Annotated in this window: 17 protein-coding genes; 6 read left to right on the top strand and 11 right to left on the bottom strand. The window is 71.5% G+C overall.

Annotation, left to right across the window (positions count from 1 at the left end):
- Positions 1-182: 182 nt before the first annotated feature.
- Together VFX99_RS17275 and VFX99_RS17270 are read right to left on the bottom strand one after the other, a co-directional pair.
- Complete coding sequence (locus tag VFX99_RS17275) at positions 183-1,787, bottom strand: urea amidolyase family protein (RefSeq protein WP_329667528.1); 1,605 nt, start codon at positions 1,785-1,787, stop codon at positions 183-185.
- Positions 1,781-2,536: a 5-oxoprolinase subunit PxpA gene (locus VFX99_RS17270; protein WP_329667527.1), complete on the bottom strand. Its 756-nt coding sequence runs from the start codon at positions 2,534-2,536 to the stop codon at positions 1,781-1,783. The genes VFX99_RS17275 and VFX99_RS17270 overlap by 7 nt, the downstream gene beginning before the upstream one ends.
- Before the next feature lie 234 nt (positions 2,537-2,770).
- On the opposite strand from VFX99_RS17270, the gene VFX99_RS17265 reads away from it, so the two are divergent.
- Positions 2,771-4,525: an ABC transporter ATP-binding protein gene (locus tag VFX99_RS17265; RefSeq protein WP_329667526.1), complete on the top strand. Its 1,755-nt coding sequence runs from the start codon at positions 2,771-2,773 to the stop codon at positions 4,523-4,525.
- Between the two features lie 65 nt (positions 4,526-4,590).
- Here the strand turns inward: VFX99_RS17265 and VFX99_RS17260 are convergent, their stop codons facing one another.
- The 3 genes from VFX99_RS17260 to VFX99_RS17250 all read right to left on the bottom strand — a co-directional run bounded on the left by VFX99_RS17260 (position 4,591) and on the right by VFX99_RS17250 (position 8,337).
- Entirely contained in the window at positions 4,591-5,553 is a 963-nt protein-coding gene (locus VFX99_RS17260) for an ABC transporter permease (RefSeq protein WP_329667525.1), read from the bottom strand.
- Positions 5,554-5,587: 34 nt separating this feature from the next.
- Entirely contained in the window at positions 5,588-6,592 is a 1,005-nt protein-coding gene (locus VFX99_RS17255; protein ID WP_329667524.1) for an ABC transporter permease, read from the bottom strand.
- A 101-nt stretch (positions 6,593-6,693) separates the two neighbouring features.
- Positions 6,694-8,337 (bottom strand): ABC transporter substrate-binding protein, encoded by a 1,644-nt coding sequence (locus VFX99_RS17250; RefSeq protein ID WP_414684423.1) that lies wholly within the window; start codon positions 8,335-8,337, stop codon positions 6,694-6,696.
- A gap of 224 nt (positions 8,338-8,561) precedes the next feature.
- On the opposite strand from VFX99_RS17250, the gene VFX99_RS17245 reads away from it, so the two are divergent.
- From VFX99_RS17245 to VFX99_RS17235, 3 genes are all read left to right on the top strand, one after another.
- Positions 8,562-9,470: a fused MFS/spermidine synthase gene (locus VFX99_RS17245; protein ID WP_329667522.1), complete on the top strand. Its 909-nt coding sequence runs from the start codon at positions 8,562-8,564 to the stop codon at positions 9,468-9,470.
- Between the two features lie 206 nt (positions 9,471-9,676).
- Positions 9,677-10,204, top strand: a complete 528-nt coding sequence (locus VFX99_RS17240; protein ID WP_329667521.1) for a hypothetical protein — start codon at positions 9,677-9,679, stop codon at positions 10,202-10,204.
- 64 nt (positions 10,205-10,268) lie between these two features.
- A complete protein-coding gene (locus VFX99_RS17235) occupies positions 10,269-10,757 on the top strand; it encodes a SprT-like domain-containing protein (protein WP_329667520.1) in 489 nt (162 codons plus the stop codon).
- An 8-nt stretch (positions 10,758-10,765) separates the two neighbouring features.
- Here VFX99_RS17235 and VFX99_RS17230 read toward each other — a convergent pair whose 3' ends face one another.
- On the bottom strand, positions 10,766-11,413 hold the full coding sequence (locus tag VFX99_RS17230; protein ID WP_329667519.1) for a 2-phosphosulfolactate phosphatase: 648 nt from the start codon (positions 11,411-11,413) through the stop codon (positions 10,766-10,768).
- A 174-nt stretch (positions 11,414-11,587) separates the two neighbouring features.
- Here VFX99_RS17230 and VFX99_RS17225 point away from each other — a divergent pair, with 174 nt between their 5' ends.
- On the top strand, positions 11,588-12,109 hold the full coding sequence (locus tag VFX99_RS17225) for a hypothetical protein (RefSeq protein WP_329667518.1): 522 nt from the start codon (positions 11,588-11,590) through the stop codon (positions 12,107-12,109).
- Positions 12,110-12,212: 103 nt separating this feature from the next.
- Here the strand turns inward: VFX99_RS17225 and VFX99_RS17220 are convergent, their stop codons facing one another.
- The 3 genes from VFX99_RS17220 to VFX99_RS17210 all read right to left on the bottom strand — a co-directional run bounded on the left by VFX99_RS17220 (position 12,213) and on the right by VFX99_RS17210 (position 16,194).
- The gene (locus tag VFX99_RS17220) at positions 12,213-13,682 is read right to left on the bottom strand and encodes an ABC transporter permease (protein ID WP_329667517.1); all 1,470 of its coding nucleotides are present in this window, start codon (positions 13,680-13,682) and stop codon (positions 12,213-12,215) included.
- Positions 13,679-14,488 carry an ABC transporter ATP-binding protein gene (locus VFX99_RS17215; protein WP_329667516.1) on the bottom strand — a complete coding sequence of 270 codons (810 nt, stop codon included), beginning with the start codon at positions 14,486-14,488 and terminating at the stop codon, positions 13,679-13,681. Before VFX99_RS17215 ends, VFX99_RS17220 begins: the two co-directional genes overlap by 4 nt.
- 86 nt (positions 14,489-14,574) lie before the next feature.
- Positions 14,575-16,194 (bottom strand): bifunctional phosphatase PAP2/diacylglycerol kinase family protein, encoded by a 1,620-nt coding sequence (locus VFX99_RS17210; protein ID WP_329667515.1) that lies wholly within the window; start codon positions 16,192-16,194, stop codon positions 14,575-14,577.
- A 122-nt stretch (positions 16,195-16,316) separates the two neighbouring features.
- Here VFX99_RS17210 and VFX99_RS17205 point away from each other — a divergent pair, with 122 nt between their 5' ends.
- Positions 16,317-16,547, top strand: a complete 231-nt coding sequence (locus VFX99_RS17205; protein WP_329667514.1) for a hypothetical protein — start codon at positions 16,317-16,319, stop codon at positions 16,545-16,547.
- A 58-nt stretch (positions 16,548-16,605) separates the two neighbouring features.
- On the opposite strand, the gene VFX99_RS17200 is transcribed toward VFX99_RS17205, so the two are convergent.
- Both VFX99_RS17200 and VFX99_RS17195 read right to left on the bottom strand, forming a co-directional pair.
- Complete coding sequence (locus VFX99_RS17200) at positions 16,606-17,274, bottom strand: response regulator (protein ID WP_414684421.1); 669 nt, start codon at positions 17,272-17,274, stop codon at positions 16,606-16,608.
- Entirely contained in the window at positions 17,271-18,425 is a 1,155-nt protein-coding gene (locus VFX99_RS17195; protein WP_329667513.1) for a sensor histidine kinase, read from the bottom strand. The genes VFX99_RS17200 and VFX99_RS17195 overlap by 4 nt, the downstream gene beginning before the upstream one ends.
- Position 18,426: the final 1 nt, after the last annotated feature.

Below are 18,426 nucleotides of genomic sequence, written 5' to 3'. Positions count from 1 at the left end.
CGTTCACGGTGCACGCGCTGTCGCTGGACGCGGTGCGCAAAGCGGACCCGGAGGGCGTGGCCGCGGGCGAGCTCGAGGGCGCGCAGATGACGCTCGCCGAGGCCGTGGCACAGGCGCTGCCCGAGCCCGAGCGGGCACTGGCCACGCACTCGCTGTCGCAGTGGTGAAGTGAAGCCGCGCGCTCAGGTTGCGCGTGCGTGACGGAACCGGAGCCGCGTGCCGGGTCGGGCCTGCGCAAGCAGGTCGAGCGCGGCATCCGTCGCCACGGCGATGACCGGATAGCCGCCCGTCACGGGTCCGTCGGCCAGCAGGATCGTCGGCCGCCCGCTGGGCGGCACCTGCAGAGCGCCGGGCACCATGCCCTCGCTCGGCAGCTCGTCGTCGCGTGCGCGCGCGAGCGCGGGTCCGTCCAGGCGCATGCCGACCCGGTCCGCCGCGTCGGTGACCGTCCACACCTGCTCGAACAGCGCCGCGGAGGCGGATGCCGCGAACCAGTCCGCCCGCGGGCCGGGGGCCAGCTGCACCTCGATCTCGTCATCGTGCGGCGCGCCCCAGGGAACGGCCTCCGCGACCGGGATCGGGCTGCTCGGCTCGGTGCCGACGCTGATCTCGTCGTCGGCCCGCAATGGCGGCGGCCCGATCCCCGCCAGGACGTCGGTCGAGCGTGAGCCGAGGACGGGCGCGCCGCCGAACCCGCCCCGCACGGCCAGGTAGCCGCGCGCACCGTGCTCGAACCAGTCGAGGTGCAGCTCGGCTCCCGCCGGCCACTCGTGCGCCTCGTAGGGATCGACTTCGTGCCCGGACAGGCGGATCGGCCCCCACGCTCCGGTGACGGCGAACCACAGGTCGCGTGCGGCGACCACGCGCAGCCCGCCCATCGTCGCCTCGATCACCGCCTCGGTCTCGGGATTGCCGACGAGCCGGTTCGCCGTGCGAGCGGAGCCGCGGTCGAGCGCGCCGGACGGCGCGACCCCGAGGGATGCGAAACCGGGCCGCCCGAGGTCCTGGAGGGTGGCCAGCAGCCCGGGCTCGACGATCCGCACACCCGGCGCCTCCTGTCGCGAGACTTCATCCGGACGGCGAGACTGCGGGGTCTGCCCGCTGTCTGGACGTGCGGTTGCAGTCTCGCGGCCGGTGGCGGGGCGGAAGCGGACGCGCGTGCCGGGCGCGAGCAGAGCGGGGCGGGGGGCATCCGGGTCGAAGAGCGCCGCGCCGGTCGTGCCGATCAACCGCCACCCGCCGGGGGTCTCCCGCGGATACGCGCCCGAGAACCGACCGGCGAGGCCCACTGCACCGCGCGGGACGCGCGTGCGCGGACTCGGCAGCCGGGGCACGTCGAACGTCCAGTCGGGGCTGACGAGGTAGCCGAAGCCCGGGGCGAAGCCTGTGAACGCCACCGTCCACTCGGCCGACGTGTGCCGGCGCACCAGCTCGTCGGCGCTCAGCCCGAGCAGCTCCGCAGTCTCCGCGAGGTCGGCGCCGTCGTAGACGACCTGGAGTTCGACGGCGTCCGGGTCGACAGGGCGAGCGGATGCCGCATCCGCCGTCGTCGACATGACCCACGCGCGAGCCGCCGCGAGCGAATACGCCGCCGGATCGACGCGGACCAGCACCGTCCGCGCCGCGGGCACGAGATCCACGACACCCCCCGGACGCGACGCCTCGAGCCGGGCATGCAGGGCGATCGCGGAATCGAGCGAGTCGATCTCCACGAGGATCGCCCGGTCGCCCATCGGCAGGATGCGGAGGTCTTCGGGTCCACGAGCGGAGCCTGCGTCCTTCACCACGGCGCTCGCACCTCGATTCCACCCGCATCGAGCGCCGCGCGGACCGCGCGCGCCATCGCGACCGCGTCGGGCGAGTCGCCGTGCAGGCAGAGGGATGCCGCGGCGACCGGCACGAATGCGCCGTCGACGGCATCGACGCCGCCCTCGCGCACGAGCCGTATCGCCCGCTCGGCGACCTGCTGCGGGTCGTCGAGCAGATCGCCGGGTTCTCCTCGGGGAACCAGAGATCCGTCCGGCCGGTAGCCGCGATCGAGGAACGCCTCGCGCACGAAGGGAAGACCCGCCTCGAGCGCGGCACGTTCGATATGCCCGGAAAGGCCGAGGACAGCGACGGGTCGCCCCAGCCGATCCGCGAGCGCGCTGATCGCCGCGACGACCGAATCGGCCTGCGCCGCGTCAGCGGTGACCGCGTGGTACAGCGCGCCGTGCGGCTTCACGTAGCGCACGTCGGCTCCACTGTCGATGAGTGCCGAGAGCTGCGCAGCGACGGTGCGCGTAAGCTCCTCCGCATCGATCGGAACCGCGGTGCGGCCGAAGTTCGCCTGGTCGGGATACGACGGGTGCGCGCCGACGGCGACTCGGAAGCGGCGCGCCCGGTCGACCGCCTCGCGCATCGAGGCGGCATCCCCCGCGTGACCGCCGCACGCGATGCTCGCACTCGAGATCACCGCGAACATCGCCTCGTCGTCGGCGGTCGCCACGCCGTCGACGGTCTCGCCGAGGTCGGCGTTGAGGTCGATCGAGGCCATGTTCCACGGTAGCGCCGGGTCCTGCACGGCGCTCTGCCGTTCGGGATCAGTCCCGCCGGGAGGGGGGGGCGCCCGACGGACGCGGAAACACGGGCGCCGCGCGGCCGGGCCGCGCCGCGCGGACAGAAACCCGAACATCACCGTCAGTCGCCGAGCCGGCGCCGAGCGTCACGACTGCGTAAAGGCTCGGCCTCGACGGGTGCGCCGGAGTGCACCCCAAGGCAGGATGGGGGGATGGCCCGATCCTCCGAGCGCGTCGTCGCCGGCACTTCCCTGCTGCAGGTCCGCGACGTCGCCGTCGAGTTCCGCACCGTCGACGGCATCGTGCACGCGGTGGAGGGCGTCGACCTCGACCTCGCGGCCGGCGAGACGCTCGCGATCGTGGGCGAGTCGGGGTCGGGCAAGTCGACGACGGCCATGGCGGTCATCGGGCTGCTGCCGGGCAACGGCAAGGTCACGAAGGGCAGCATCCTCTTCGAGGGCGAGAACCTCGTGGGAGCCAACGAGAACGTGATGCGCGGCATCCGCGGCCGCTCGATCGGACTCGTGCCCCAGGACCCGATGTCCAACCTCAACCCGGTCGCGAAGATCGGCACTCAGATCGCCGAGACGCTCCTGGCGCACGGGCTCGCGACCCGCAGGGACGTGGACCGCAAAGTCGTCGAGACCCTCGCCGCCGCGGGCCTGCCGAACGCGGCCGACCGCGCCAAGCAGTACCCGCACGAGTTCTCGGGCGGCATGCGGCAGCGCGCCCTGATCGCCATCGGCCTCGCGTGCGACCCGAAGCTTCTGATCGCCGACGAGCCGACCAGCGCACTCGACGTGACCGTGCAGAAGACGATCCTCGACCAGCTCGGACGCATGACCGCCGAGCGCGGGACCTCGGTCATGCTGATCACCCACGACCTGGGTCTCGCGGCCGAGCGGGCATCGCGCGTGGTCGTGATGAACCGCGGACGCATCGTCGAGCAGGGTCCCGCGCGCCAGATCTTGGAAGACCCCCAGCACCCTTACACGCAGGCGCTCGTCAGGGCGGCCCCGTCCGTGGCTGCCGTGCGGCTGCGCCCCGAAGCCTTCCGCAGGCCGAGCTCCGACGAACAGGCGGATGCCGCGGCACCCGCTCCCGCGAAGCTGAGCGCCGCGCCGGAGGCGCCGGCCGCAGTCGTCGTCGAGCCTGCTGATGTGGCGCCCGCCGCAGCGCCGGACTACATCGTCGAGGTCGAGGGACTCACGAAGGTCTTCAACGTCCGCGGGCAGAAGGAGGATTTCGTCGCCGTCAAGGACGTGTCCTTCGCGATCCCCCGCGGCGAGACGGTCGCGATCGTCGGCGAATCGGGCTCGGGCAAGACCACGACGGCCCGCATGGTGCTCAAGGTGATCGACCCGACGGCCGGGGTCATCCGGTTCGACGGCGAGGACGTCGCCAGCCTCAGGGGCAAGCAGCTCAGCTCGTTCCGTCAGCGGGTGCAGCCGATCTTCCAGGACCCGTACTCGTCGCTGAACCCGATGTTCTCGATCGAGCGGATCATCACCGAGCCTCTGGACCACTACAAGCGCGGCTCGTCGAAGGATCGCGCCGCACGCGTGCGGAAGCTGCTCGACGACGTGGCGCTGCCACAGACGATGCTGCGGCGGTATCCCTCCGAGCTCTCCGGCGGCCAGCGCCAGCGCGTCGCCATCGCCCGCGCGCTCGCACTGGAGCCCGACCTGATCGTTTGCGACGAGCCGGTCTCGGCACTGGACGTGCTCGTGCAGGACCAGATCCTGACCCTCCTCGGCGACCTGCAGCGCGAGTACGGCCTGAGCTACCTCTTCATCTCGCACGACCTCGCCGTCGTGCGCCTCATCAGCGACTACGTGTGCGTCATGAAGGACGGGCAACTCGTCGAGGCGGCGACCTCCGAGGAGATCTTCACGAACGCGCGCGACCCGTACACGCGCAGCCTGCTCGCGTCGATCCCCGGCAACGAGCTCGACATCGCCGTCTGAGGCGCGGGACCGCCCGCCCGCGACCGATCAAGCGTGGGCAGGTCAGCCCGAAGGGGCCTGCTTGGTCAGCGCGCCCGAGTGCGAGGATCCATCGCCTCGCGCAGCGCCTCGCCGAACAGCGTGAACCCGAGAGCCGTGATCGTGATGCAGACGCCCGGAAGGAACGCGAGCCACGGCGCGACCGCCAGCTCCAGCTGCGCGTACGTGAGCATGCGGCCCCACTCGGCGGTCTGCGGCACGTCGCCGCCGAGGCCGAGGTATGACAGCGCCGCCGCCTCGATGACCGCCGTGGCCAGCGACAGCGTGCCCTGCACGATGACCGGCCCGACGGAGTTGGGGAGCACGTGGCTCATCGTGATCTTGCCGCGACCGAGGCCGAGCGTCTGCGCGGAGAGCACGTAGTCGGCGTTGCGCTGCTGCAGCATCGACGCCCGCAGCAGGCGGGCGAAGACGGGTACCTGCGCGACGCCGATCGCGATCATCAGCGAGACCTGCGTCTGCCCGAGGACCGCGGCCACCGACACGGCCAGCAGCAGCGAGGGCACCGACAGCAGGATGTCCACGATGCGCATGATGAGCGTGTCGACCCAGCCGCCGAACATGCCGCACAGGAATCCGAGGATCATGCCGCCGATCAGGCCGATCGCGGTCGAGACGACGCCGATGATGAGCGTCGCGCGCGCACCCCAGATGAGCTTGGACAGCACATCGCCGCCGAAACGGTCCAGTCCCAGCGGGAACTCGGGGATCTCGCCGGGTCCGGGGATGTGCGTCGGCGTGATGTACCGCTGGCCGGGCAGTTCAGTGGGCCCGTATGGCGCCAGCCAGGGGGCGAAGATCGCGACCAGCACGAGCAGCGCGATGATGGCGCCGCCGACCCAGGCGCTCGGATTGCGGCGAAGGCGGCGGAACACGTCCCGCCAGAATCCGCCGCCGCCGGTCTTCGCGGCGAGCAGTTCCTTGTCGTCGACGGAGGTGTCGTCGACGGGGCCTCCGCTTGGCGCGGGAGGAAGCATTGCAGAGGTCATACGGGACCTCCCGTCGCTCGAACAGCCACTGCTGTCATGAGACCCTCACTCTCGGGTCGATGAAGCTATAGGAAACGTCGACCGCCAGGTTGATCAAGGCGTAGCCGACCGCGATGAAGATGATGAAACCCTGCAGCACGGGATAGTCGCGTGTGAAGATCGCGCGGGCCAGGAACGACCCGATGCCCGGGAAGGCGAAGACGGTCTCGGTGAGCACCGCGCCCGAGATCAGCAAGCCGACCTGCAGGCCGATCGTCGTGATGACCGGCAGCATCGCGTTGCGGAGGATGAAGCGGGTGCGGATGGTGCCGCGCGAAATGCCTTTCGCCATTCCGGTGCGGACGTAGTCCGAGTTCTGCACCTCCAGCACGGACGCACGGGTGATGCGGACGATGATCGCGAGCGGGATGGACGCCAGCGCGATCGCCGGCAGGATCAGGTGCAGGAACGCGTCCCATGCGGCATCCCATTCGCCGGTGATGATGCCGTCGAGGACGTAGAAGCCGGTGTAGTGCGTGGCGTCGATTCGCGGATCCTGCCGCCCCTCGGACGGAAGCCAGCCCAGCTGCACGGCGAACACCCACTTGAGCATGAACGCCAGGAAGAACACCGGGATGGTGATCCCCAGCAGGCTCGCGCCCACCAGGACATGATCGGATACCCGCCCGTGGCGGCGCGCGGCCAGATAGCCGAGCGGGATGCCGAATCCCACCGCCAGGATGATCGCGAGGAATCCCAGCTCGAGGGTGGCCGGAAGTCGCCGCGCGAACTCCTCGAGAACCGGTGCCCGCGTCTGCAGGGAGGTGCCGAAGTCGCCCGACAGCAGCTGTCCGAGCCAGGTGAAGTACTGCACGATCAGCGGCTCGTTGAAGCCGTACTGCTCGTTGATCCGCTCGACGGCCTCGGGTGTCGCCCGCTCACCCAGCAGCGCGACGGCGGGGCCGCCGGGCAGTGCCCGAACCCACAGGAACAGCAGGATGGAAAGGCCGAACAGGGTCGGGATCAGCAGGAGCAGCCTGCTGCCGATGGTGCGTAGCACGAAGAATCTCCGGGGAGGGCGACCAGCGGTCGGGGGCGGGTGAGGGAGTCGGATGCCCCGTCCTCGCGCGGAGCACGGGGACGGGGCATCCGATCAGAGCGTCACTCGCTCAGCTCGACCAGGTTGTACACCTCGTCCTGGACCGGGCTGGCCGGGTAGGACGTCACGCGCTCGGCGAACGCGAGGGTCGGGACCGGGTGCGCGAGCGGGATGCCGGGCAGGTACTCCATGATCTGCTCGTTGACGGCGAGGTACGCCGCCTCCTGCTCCTCCTCGGTCGCGAGGCCACGGGCCTCGGTCAGCGCGGCGGTGAGCTCCTCGTTTGTGAAGCCCCACTCGTTGCCCGGGGTGGCGAAGAACGTCCCGACGAAGTTGTCCGGGTCGTTGTAGTCGCCGGTCCAGCCCAGGAGGTGGATGCCGTGGTCCTGCCCGCCCTGGATGCGGTCGAGGTACGTGGGGTTCCAGTCCTCGCCCACCGGGGTGAGCACGATGCCGACGGCCTCGAGCTGCGACGCCAGGTTGGTGTAGATCTGCTCGGGGTTCGGCATGTACGGGCGCGACACGTTGACGGGGTAGTTGAACTGCAGCGTCAGCGGGTTGCTCTCGCTGTAGCCGGCCTCGGCGAGGAGTGCCTTGGCCGCCTCCGGGTCGTAGTCGTACGTCGTGACGTCCTCGTTCCAGCCGATGACAGCGGGCGGCATGAACTCGCGCGCCACCTCGGTGCCCTCGGGCAGCACCTGGGTGACCAGCTGCTCCTTGTCGATGGCGTGGGCGATCGCCTGGCGCACCTTGAGGTCGGCCAGAGCCGGCACGGCCTGGTTCATGGCCAGGTACAGGATGTTGAACGGGTCGCGGTTGACCAGGTTGAACCCGGCGTCCTCGAGAGAGCCGATGTCGGCGGGCGCGACGAGGTCGTAGCCGTCGATCGAGCCGGATTCGAGGGCCTGACGACGCGCCGTGGTGTCGCCGATCACCTGGAAGATGATCTCCTGCACCTGGCCCTGCTCGCCCCAGTAGTCCTCGTACGCGCTCAGCGTCACGGTCTCGCCTGGAGCCCACGCATCGAACTTGAACGGGCCGGTGCCGACCGGGTGGCCCTGCGCGTACTCGCTGAGCACGGGCGCCTCCGCCGTGCCGCCGACCTCGTCGGCCGCGAACTCCTCGAGCGCCGCGGGGCTCTGGATGGCGAACGACGGCAGCGACAGCGCGGGGATGAACCCGGCGAACGGCTGCGTGAGCGTGATGGTGGCCTCTGTCTCGCTGGTGGCCTCGCACCCGCCGTAGATCGAGGTGCCGGTCTCGGCGTAGCCGCGCATCAGCTTGCCCCAGTAGTACGACAGGCTCTCGGTCGCCGCGAGACCGGTGAAGTTGTTCATGCGGTCGAAGTTGAAGCAGACCGCCTCGGCATTGAAGTCCGTGCCGTCGTGGAACGTCACGCCCTCCTTGAGCTGGAAGGTGTACTCGAGGCCGTCCTCGGACTGCTCCCAGCTCTCCGCGAGACCGGGGGCGGGGTCGGCCGTGCCGGCCTCGACACCGACCAGACCCTCGAAGATCTGACGCGACACCCGGAACGTCTCGCCGTCGTTGGCCATCGCAGGATCGAGTCCCGCGATATCGCCGGACGAGCCGAAGACGAACGTCGAGTCGACGTCGGACGTGTTCTCCTCGCCGCCGCCGTCCTCACGCTGACTCGCGCAGCCGCTGAGCACCAGCGCGCCCAGGGCGACGATCGCCGCGCCGGACATCCAGCGCTTTCTCGAATTGTGGAGCATGTGCTGTGCACCTTCCATGACATGCGGGCGAACGAGCGCGCGGGATTCACGCTTTTCTCGCCCACGAGGTGTGTGATCCTCCGACGCTACCTGCGTGCACGCGTGACGGCCATTACACCTGGGTCTCGATTGTGTTTCGGCTCGGGCGCCTGAGACTCGGTTCCACGGGCGGTGGGACGCCGGGATACCGTGGACCCATGGCCCGCGCCCGGTACGAGGAACCCCCCGAATCGGTGCGCCTCTCCGACGGCACGCTGGCGCACGTCGTGCGGTCGGCGTACGCCGGCGGGTGGGAGCTGGCGGTCGACGGCACGCCTCAGTCCCACGTCGACCTCGACGACCCGACCCACCTGCACTTCGAGTACGTCGCACGCATGGGCGCGGTCATCGACCTGCTCCGGATGCCGCGCCAGCCGTTGACAGCGGTGCACCTGGGCGCCGGGGCGATGACCCTGCCGCGCTACATCGACGCCACCCGGCCGGGTTCGCGACAGCAGGTCATCGAGCTCGAGCCGGCGCTGGTCGAACTCGTGCGCAATGAGCTGCCGCTCCCCCGCGGCGCATCGATCCGGGTGCGGATCGGCGACGCGCGTGAGGGTCTGGGGCGCCTGCCCGCAGCGCTGGCCGGAAACGTCGACCTGCTGGTGTCGGACGTCTACGCCGGATCGCAGACGCCCGCGCACCTCACGACGGTCGAGTTCTACACGGCCGCGGAGCGGCTGCTCGGGTCAGAGGGCGCGCGCCAGCAAGCCGGGGGTCGGGGGCGGAGCCCCGGTGGGGGCGTGCTGCTGGTGAACGTCGCCGACGGCGCAGGGCTCGCGTTCGCGCGGCGCCAGGTCGCAACCGTGCGCGCGGTGTTCCCGCACGTGCTCGTGCTCGCCGAGGTGCAGGTGCTGAAGGGTCGCCGGTTCGGCAACCTCGTCATCGCCGCATCCCGGTCCGACCTGCCGTCCGAGTGGCTGCCGCGGCTGATGGCGGCGGGGCCCCATCCGGCCAAGGTCGCGCAGGGCGCCGAGCTCGACGAGTTCGTCCGGGGAGCACGTGTGGCCACCGATGCCGACGCCACGCCGTCGCCGAAGCCGGCGGCATCCGTCTTCGAACGCTGACCCGGCGTCGGGCGACCCGGGCATGGCCGGTCTGTGGCGAGCGGACGCAACACGCCGTCCGCCGCCGCACCTCAGCGGCGTGTCGCGACCGTTCGACGAGACCGCGGCGCCTCCGCGCACGGAACACGCGGCGTGCCCTCGCGGCGAGCGCGGCGGCTCGGGGCACACTTGGAGAGCGAGCCTGGTCGCGCGGAAAGGAGTCGAAGGTGAGCTACATCCACGGGTACGACCCCGTCACCCTGCGCGAGCAGGTCGATCCGCGCGAATGCAAGGACCGGCTCGAGGAGATCGGCGAGCAGCGGAGTCTTCCCGCACTGCTCGAGCGGGTCTGGCTGCTCAAGGTGCTGGGCCGACTGGAGGATTCGCTCGTGCTCTCGGAGCAGTCCGTGCGCGTCGCCCGGATGGCCGGCACGCGCAAGGACCTGCTGCGGGCCCGCATCCTCCACGCGTCGGTGCAGCAGTATCGCGGCGCCTTCGCCGCCGCCGAGCAGGAGCTCGCGACGTGCGCGTACGAGGCCGAGGGCCAGGAGTGGAACGGGATCGCGGCATTCGCGTACCAGCACCTGGGCAGAGTGCATTACGACGCCGGCGATTTCGGCGCGGCGCGTTCGGACTTCAAGCGGGCCCTGTTCCTGCGTCAGGAGTCCGGGGCCACCGACGATCAGCTCGAGTCGACACTCCTCGCGATCGACGCCGCCGACCGCCGCCGCAGCAACGCGTCCGTCGCCAGCTGAGGCCCGCGTGGCCGTTGCTGCGCCGACCGCGCCAGTGTCGTAGGGACGTTCTACTCTTCCCGTCATGTCGGAACTTTCTCGCGTGCGCGTCTGGGCTGACGCGCTGATCGCCCGTCACCTGGACGCCACGTGGTCGTTCGCGTTCGACAACGCCAAGCGCCGGGCGGGCCTGTGCGACTACACGCGCAAGCGGATCAGCGTGTCGCGCTACCTCGCCGCCCGCTACGACGACGACACGAACCATCAGACGCTGCTGCACGAGGTGGCGCATGCGCTGGCCGGTGCGTCCGCCGGGCACGGCCCCAAGTGGAAGGCGGTGGCCCGCGACCTGGGGTACGTCGGCGGCACGACCCACCACGGTGAGACCGCCGTCGAGCTGGCCCCGTGGATCGGCGTGTGCCCCGTCGGCCACCTCGCGTACCGGCATCGGCGGGTCACGCGCCCGACCTCGTGCGCCAAGTGCGCGCCGCGGTTCGACGAGCGGTTCGTGTTCACCTGGACGCGCCGCACCATCAGCCCGGCTGCGCGCCTCGCGGCGATGACGCCGCGCTGAGGCGCCGCTCAGGCGGAGACGAACACGCCCTCGCGCAGCACCGGCACGGCATCCGACGCGTCCAGCGCTGCGGCGGCCACCACCTCTGCCGCGAGGCCGCGCTCGGCGAGCTCGCGACCCGAACCGCTCGCGGTGAGAAGGTGCTTGGTCGCGCCCCGCAGTGCGCGGAACGACTCGCACGCCGCTGCCGCCTCGGGAGACGTGTGGTCGATCCCGAGCAACCCGAGCGCGTCGATGACGGCGCCCGCGCCGAGCTGATCCTCGACGGCGAATCGCAGCGGTGCACCCGGGTCTCGGCTGGTGAGCTCGCCGGCCGCGATCACCGCGATGCTCGTCCGGTCGCCCCGCCGCAGCTGCTCCCGCGAGACTGCTCGCGCGACCGCCGACGCGTTGCGCAGCGCGCCGAGGAGCACCACCGCGCCACTCCCCTCAGCGGCTTCGGCGACCGCCGCGCCGTTGATCGAGACGGCGTGCGCGGCGGCATCCAACGGGTATGCCTCCCCGGCTTCGACCGCGCCGATCACCTCGGTGCAGAAGCGCAGCACGTCGACGATCACGACCACCTCGGCCGGGGTCAGTCGCGCGAGTCCCGCCGCGCCCCATTCGAAGCGGACCTGGTACGTGGACTGGTCGAGCGGATGCCGCGGGTCGTCCATTCCGCAAGCCTAGGCCGCGGCATCCGGTGCCTCGTTCGCCCTACCTCGCCGAGTGCACGACCTGCCGCGGAGTGCACGACCTGCCGGCGTCGAAAAGCCGTGCGCTGGACGGCAACCCGTGCACTCGCGCCCACGGCGGCCGACGCCCGCACACACCGATGCGAGACTGGGACGATGCGCATCCTGCTGAAGCTCGTCATCGACTGCGATGCGGATGCCGCGTGGCGGGCCGTCCATTCGCCGCGGGCCGTCGCCGAGCTGTACGGACCTCTGATGGGGCTCGAGCCAGTCGTGCCGGCAGGCCTTCCGACGGCGTGGGAGCCCGGCGGGGACGTTCCGGTTCAGCTCTCGCTCGGTGGCATCGTGCCGATGGGCCGGCAGCTGATCCACGTCAGCGAGCGGGTCGTCGACGACGCGAACGGGAAGGTGCGGATCTTCCGCGACAGCGGCATCCCGCTCACCGGTCCGCTGGCGAGCCTGAGCCTCTGGGACCACCAGATGGCGATCGCGCCCGCGCCGGGCGACCCCACCAAGACCCTGTGGCGCGACCGGCTCGTGATCGGCGGGCCGACCGCGTTCGCGCTGTGGCCGATGCTGTGGACGACGTGGCAGTGGCGCGCAGCGCGCATCCGCGCGATGGCCCCGACCTGGGCGCACGACACCGACGCCGAGGCCGCGGCCGACCTATCCGGGTGACCGCGCGGAGGAGATGTGCAGCGCGGAGGACCGAATCCCCCGATCTCGCCCTCCCGTCTGCACATCTCCTCCCGTCTGCGCACGAAAGCACCCGCGCGGAGGCTCACTCCGCGAGTGCCTCCACCGGCGCGACACGCGTCGCCAGGCGTGTCGGCACGACCGCCGCGACGAGCGTGAGCACCGCGGTCGCCGCGATCACGACGACCACTGGCCAGAACGGAACCGCCGGCCACACCAGGCTCGGAGCCCAATCGGCGCCCGGGTTGACCGGGATGGAGCCGAGCAGCGACTGCGCCCCCGCCCAGCCGTAGACGACGCCGAGCACGAGGCCCGCCGCGAGCGCTGCGATCGTGACGTGCGCCGCCTCGAGCAGCACCATCCGGCGGACCTGGCGGTTCGAGACACCCAGCGCCCGCAGCAGCCCGAGCTCGCGACGGCGCTGCACCACCCCGATCGTCAGCAGGTTCACCAGGCCCACCCCGGCGATGACCGCCGAAACGGCGACGAGCCCCATCATGATCGCCGCGAACGAGTCGAGCACCGCACCGATCTCGGGCGGAAGCGACCCGCCGCCGGCTGCGGTCAGCACCGCCTTGACCGACTCCATCGCCACCGCGAACATCGTGACCAGCGTCACGCCCATCACGACCCCGATCGCCATGCGGGACGAGCGCTCGGGGTATCGCAGCGCGTTCTCGGCCGCGAGCCGTGCCGTCGCCGAGCCGCCGAACGCGCGGCCGACGAGGCGCAGGACCGGCGGCATCACGAGCGTCGAGCCGAGCGCGAGCCCGGTGAACGACAGGATGCCGCCGGCGAAGGCGACGACCACGCCGACCGGCGACAGCAGCCCGACGGCGATGCCTCCGGCCAGCAGGGCGCCGCCGGCGACGAACAGGGCGATCGCACCGACATTGCGGCCGGTCCGACGCGCGACCTGGTCGTGCGACGCCTCCACCGAGCCGCCCAGCGCCTGCAGGGGCGTGACCGCGAGTACGCGGCGCGACCCGCCCCAGGCCGCGGCCCACGTGGTGAGGGCGACGATGACGGCGGGCAGCACCAGCACCGGCTGGATCAGGACGAACTGCACGTCGCCGAGTTGCAGCATCCGACCGGCGAGCCAGACCCCGCCCGCGGCGACAGCGGTGCCGCCGACCAGGCCGAGGACCGCTCCGGTCACCCCGACGACCAGACCCTGGCGTGCGACCTCGGCGCGCTGCGCCCGCGCCGAGGCGCCGATCAGACGCATCAGCGCGATGCGGCGCGTGCGGCCGGCGACGACGGTGGCGAAGGTGTTGGCGGTCACGATCGATGCCACGTAGACCGCCACGCCGACCAGGAGCACCGTCAGCATCCCGGTCGCGAACGCGAGCATGCCGCTCTCGCCGATGTACGGGTCGGCGCGCAGCATCGCGGCGATGTACCCGGTCGCCGAGATCAGCAGCACGCCGAAGGCGCTCGAGATCGCGGCGACGAGGATGCTCGCGCCCATCCCGCGCTCGCCCAGCCACGCGGGAGGAGCGGATGCCGCGGGTCGGCGCATCTCGATCGCCCCCGCCGTCGAGATCGCGGTCATGCGAGAACCGCCGCATCGCCCGCCGCGGCCGCCGACCGCGCAGATGAGACCCCGCCGTCGGAGGCGAGCATGTACGCCGCGATCTCGTCGGCGCTCTGCCGGGGCTTGTCGGCGACGACCCTGCCGTCGCCGAGGAAGATCACCCGGTCGGCGTGCGAGGCCGCAATCGGGTCGTGCGTCACCATGGCGATCGACTGGCCGTGCTCGCTGCTGGCCGTTGCGAGCAGGCCGAGCACCTCACGGCCGCTGCGCGAGTCGAGGTTGCCCGTCGGCTCGTCCGCGAACACCAGGTCGGGTGCGGTTGCGAGCGCACGTGCGATCGCGACGCGCTGCTGCTGGCCGCCGCTGAGCTGGTGCGGGCGGTGCCGCAGCCGCGGCCGCAGCGCGAGGGTGTCGATCAGGCCGTCGATGCGCGCCCGCTCCAGCGCCGTCGGCCGCCGGCCGTCGAGGTCTAACGGCAGCAGGATGTTGCCGAGCGCGTCGAGCGTGGGGACGAGGTTGAATGCCTGGAAGACGAAGCCGACACGGCGCCGACGCAGGATGGTCAGTTCGAGGTCGGAGAGGGCGGTGATGTCGGTGTCGCCGATCCACGCGTGGCCGGAGGTCGCGGCATCCAGCCCCGCCATGATGTGCATGAGCGTCGACTTGCCCGATCCCGAGGGTCCCATGATCGCGGTGAACTCGCCACGACGGATGCCGACGCTCACGCCGTCGAGCGCGCGCACGGCACTCTCGCCGTGACCGTAAGTCTTGGTGAGGTTGTGTACGCGGGCCGCGAGCCCGAGATCGGAGGAGGAGAGGTTCATGCCTTCGACGCTACGAACCGGTCGCGGCATGCGCGTCGGCCGGAAGTGTCAGTCGGCCTACATCGCAAGGATGACCTTGATCCGGGTCAGTGACCGGCGTGGTTCAGCACGTCGCGCTCACGCGAAGGTGCGGGAGCGTAGACGCGCAGCACCTGAGGCACGATCCGGCAGGTGAGCGTGTAGCGGCCGTCCTCGCCGACCGCGGGGCGGCGTTCGAGCTCGCCGTCGTGCGCGTAGAAGGTCGCCTCGCCCGGGCGTGGCTCGACGAAGATCGCCAGATCGGTCGCCGTCATGTGCTCGATGTCGGATGCCGGCGGCAGCAGTCGCAGCGCCCGCAGCACCGCCCGCGTCGCCGAGCCGAAGGACAGCGCGGCGACGGCCTGCACCCGCGAACCGCGGGCGTGCAGGACGCGCACGTCGAGCACATCGTCCGACAGGGTCCGCCGCTGGAAGGTCGCGACCTGGCCGGGCGTGTTGCGCCCGACACTCACGAACACCGACCACACGCGTGCGCGGCGGCCGGCGATCACGATGTCGATCGGCTCGGCATCCTGCAGACCCCGCCACGTGGCCACCACGCCGCCGATCCATTTGCCCAGCCTCGCCTTGCGCTTCGTGCGCTCGGCGACGAACTCGGGGTAGATCCCGATCGAGGCGGCGTTGAGGACCGTCGTGGTCCGACCGCCCGCGGTCAGCTCGCCGACGCTGGCCGCGATGCCCGACCCCGCCTGCAGCGCATCGATCGCCAGGTCGACGGTCTCGATGCCCGCCGTCCGGGAGAAGTGGTTGAACGTGCCACCCGGGAGGGGCATGAACGGCACGTCGAACTCGATCGCAAGCTGGGCCATCCGCGACACCGACCCGTCGCCCCCGTACACGCTCAGCACCCGGGGCGGATCGTCGCCGCTCATGATCTCGCGCACGACGTCGGCCATGGCCTCGTCCGGCTCCAGTTCGCGCACGACGGCACCCGGCAGACGCTCGGCGATGGTCGGGCGCGGATCGGAACGGATGACGGCGGTGCCGGCGCCCTTGTTCATCACGACCAGTACGCCCGCCCCGTCGTGCAGCGGCGGCAGCTCGATCATTTCGACGACCTGCTCGACCTCCGGCGCAGGCGCTCGCCGGGCCCGCGCGGGGACCATCAGGCGGCCGAGGGCGGCGACGCCGGCGCCGATCGCCACGCCCCCCACCACGTCCGAGAGCCAGTGGGCGCCCACGTGCAGGCGGGAGTACGCCACCGCCGCCGCGAGCGGTGCGATGATCGCCCCGGCGACCGGCGTCTCCAAAGCGACGCCGGTCGCGAAACCGGCCGCGCTCGCCGAATGCCCCGATGGGAACGACGGTGTCGTCGGGTATGCCCGCAGGCGCCGGATGGTGGGCACCTCGGTGAAGATCGGGCGACGCCCGTCGAAGAACCGCTTCACCACGACATCGGCCATCACGCCCGAGACGACCATCGAGCCGACTCCGCGCAGGGCGGCGCGGCGGTACCCCAGCACGGCCAGGGTCGCCGCGATCGCATACCAGAGCAGGCCGCGATCGGCGGCGTGGCTCAGCCGGCTGTACCCCCGATCGTGGACGTGCCACGAACGGGAGGCATTGATGCGCCGGTTCGCCGCCCGGTCGAGCCGGCGCACCCAGCGGGGCATGATCCGGGCGCGTCGATACGAGACGACCGGATGCCGCAGGCGAGGCAGACGCATATGCCGAGGCTAACCGCGCCAGCGGTCGCACCAAGGGCCATTGCCCCGCACCGACGTAGTGGTTACGGTCGAAGCGCCGTGGTACAGCCAGAGGACCCGAGGAGACGAACATCGTGCCTGTGATGGAGACGACCATCACGCAGAAGGAGGTCGACTGGTACTCCGAGCACGGCCGGCGCTCCGCGCCGAAGGGACAGACCTGGAACCAGCTGGGCGAGATCCTCGCCTCGCAGCCCGCCGGCGGCGACGGGTGGCTGAAGAAGCATCTGCCGGCGCCCGTGCGCGTCGTGTGGCGGTGGATCGGCAAGCCCAGGTACGCCCCCCTGCACCGGGCGGCGCTCGAGGGGCGCTGAGGCGCCGCCAAAGCCCCGGTCGTTTGAGCGAGCGAGCGCAGCGAGCGAGACGAAACGCCTACGCGAGCCCGTGCTCGAAAGCGAAGACCACGAGCTGCACCCGATCGCGCAGGCCGAGCTTCGCCAGGATCCGGCTGATGTGCGTCTTGACCGTGGCCTCCGAGAGGAACTCCCGCGCCGCGATCTCCGCGTTGGACAGCCCCCGCGCCGCGAGCGCGAAGATCTCCCGCTCGCGGTCGGTCAGATCCCCATACGCGGGCGGGATCGGCAACGGCGCGGCATCCGCGAAATGCGCGAAGAGCTCGCGGGTGGCGGATGCTGCGATCACAGCCGAGCCCGAGTGCACCGTCCGGATCGCCGCCAGCAGGAACTCCGGATCGGCGTCCTTGAGCAGAAAGCCGCTCGCCCCCTCCCTGATGGCGCGGGCAGCGGCCTCGTCGAGGTCGAACGTCGTCAGCATCACGACCCGCGGCGGATCCGTGTCCGCCAGCAGCTCGGCAGTCGCCTCGATGCCGTCCATCACCGGCATCCGGATGTCCATCAGCACGACGTCGGGCCGGGTCCCGCGCGAGACAGCGAGCGCCTCGCGCCCGTCGGCGGCTTCCGCAACGACCTCCAGGTCCGGCTGCGAGTCGATCAGCATGCGGATGCCGGCGCGGAACAGCGCCTGATCATCGACGAGGACCACGCGGATCGGTGCGCCCCCGATCGGGCCGCCCCCGCTCACCGGTCCAGCTCCGACGCGATCGGCATCGTCGCCGACACAACGAACTCGCCGTCCTCGCCGAATGCCCGCAGCCGCCCTCCGACGAGGGACGCCCGCTCGCTCATACCGACCACCCCGTGGCCCGACTCCGCCGGCCGCTCGCCGGTTCCCGCACCGTTGCGCACCTCGAGGTCCACGCGGTCGGGATGCCACGAGAGACCAACGCGCACCGGCCGGCCGTCTCCGTGCCGAAGGGCGTTGGTGAGGGCCTCCTGCAGGATGCGGTACACGGCCAGCTGCACCGCGGCGGGTGGTTCGCGCCGCGGCACGGGGTCGATGTCGACGCGCAGTTCGATGCCGGTCGCGCGCACCTGGGCGTACAGCTCTTCGAGATCGGCGAGTGTCGGCTGCGGTCCCTCCGGCTGGGGATGGCGCAGCTGCGTCAGCAGCAGGCGCACGTCGGCGAGTGCCGCGCGGGCGGTCGTCGAGATCGTGTCGAGCGCATCCATCGCCGCGCTCGTCGCGGAAGCGGGGTCGGCTGCGGCGGCATACCGCGCGCCGTCGGCCTGCGCGATCACGACGGCGAGCGAGTGCGCCACGACGTCGTGCATGTCGCGGGCGATCCGCACCCGCTCCTGCTCGGCCGCAGCGTCCGCCTCCGCACGTCGCTGCGCTTCGCGGTTCGCCTGCGCGCGCACGGCGGTGCGCACCAGTGCACCCACCGTCCACGACAACATCAGCGCGAAGCCCGCCGCGACGAGCACCGCCACGGCGAGCGGCAGCGTCTGCCACGAGAGGCCGCCGCCCGCGAAGGTCGGGCCGACGAACAGATACGCCGTGATCACCAGTGCACCGGCGAGCGCCGACGCGAATCCCACCCAGTACACCCGCGCGGTTCCGTAGGCGGCGGTGACGTAGAGCACGCCGAAGATCGCCAAGTCCGACACCGAGGGCGGGCGGCCCAGAGCCATCTGCAGCGCCGCACCCGCCCACGCGAGCGCGAGCGCGAGCGGCGGTGACCAGCGGCGGATCGCGAGGGCGCTGCTGAAGATCAAGGCGATGATCGCCCCGGCGAACAGCATCGCCGGCGTCCCGAGGATGCGGACCGAACCCGTCGACTCTCCCACCATCAGCTCGACGGGCAGGGCCACCGCGAAGAAGACCGCCGCCACG

It is taken from the genome of Microbacterium sp. (genome assembly GCF_036277215.1).
Lineage (GTDB): Bacteria > Actinomycetota > Actinomycetes > Actinomycetales > Microbacteriaceae > Microbacterium.
This window is presented reverse-complemented; position numbering and strand designations above follow the sequence as displayed.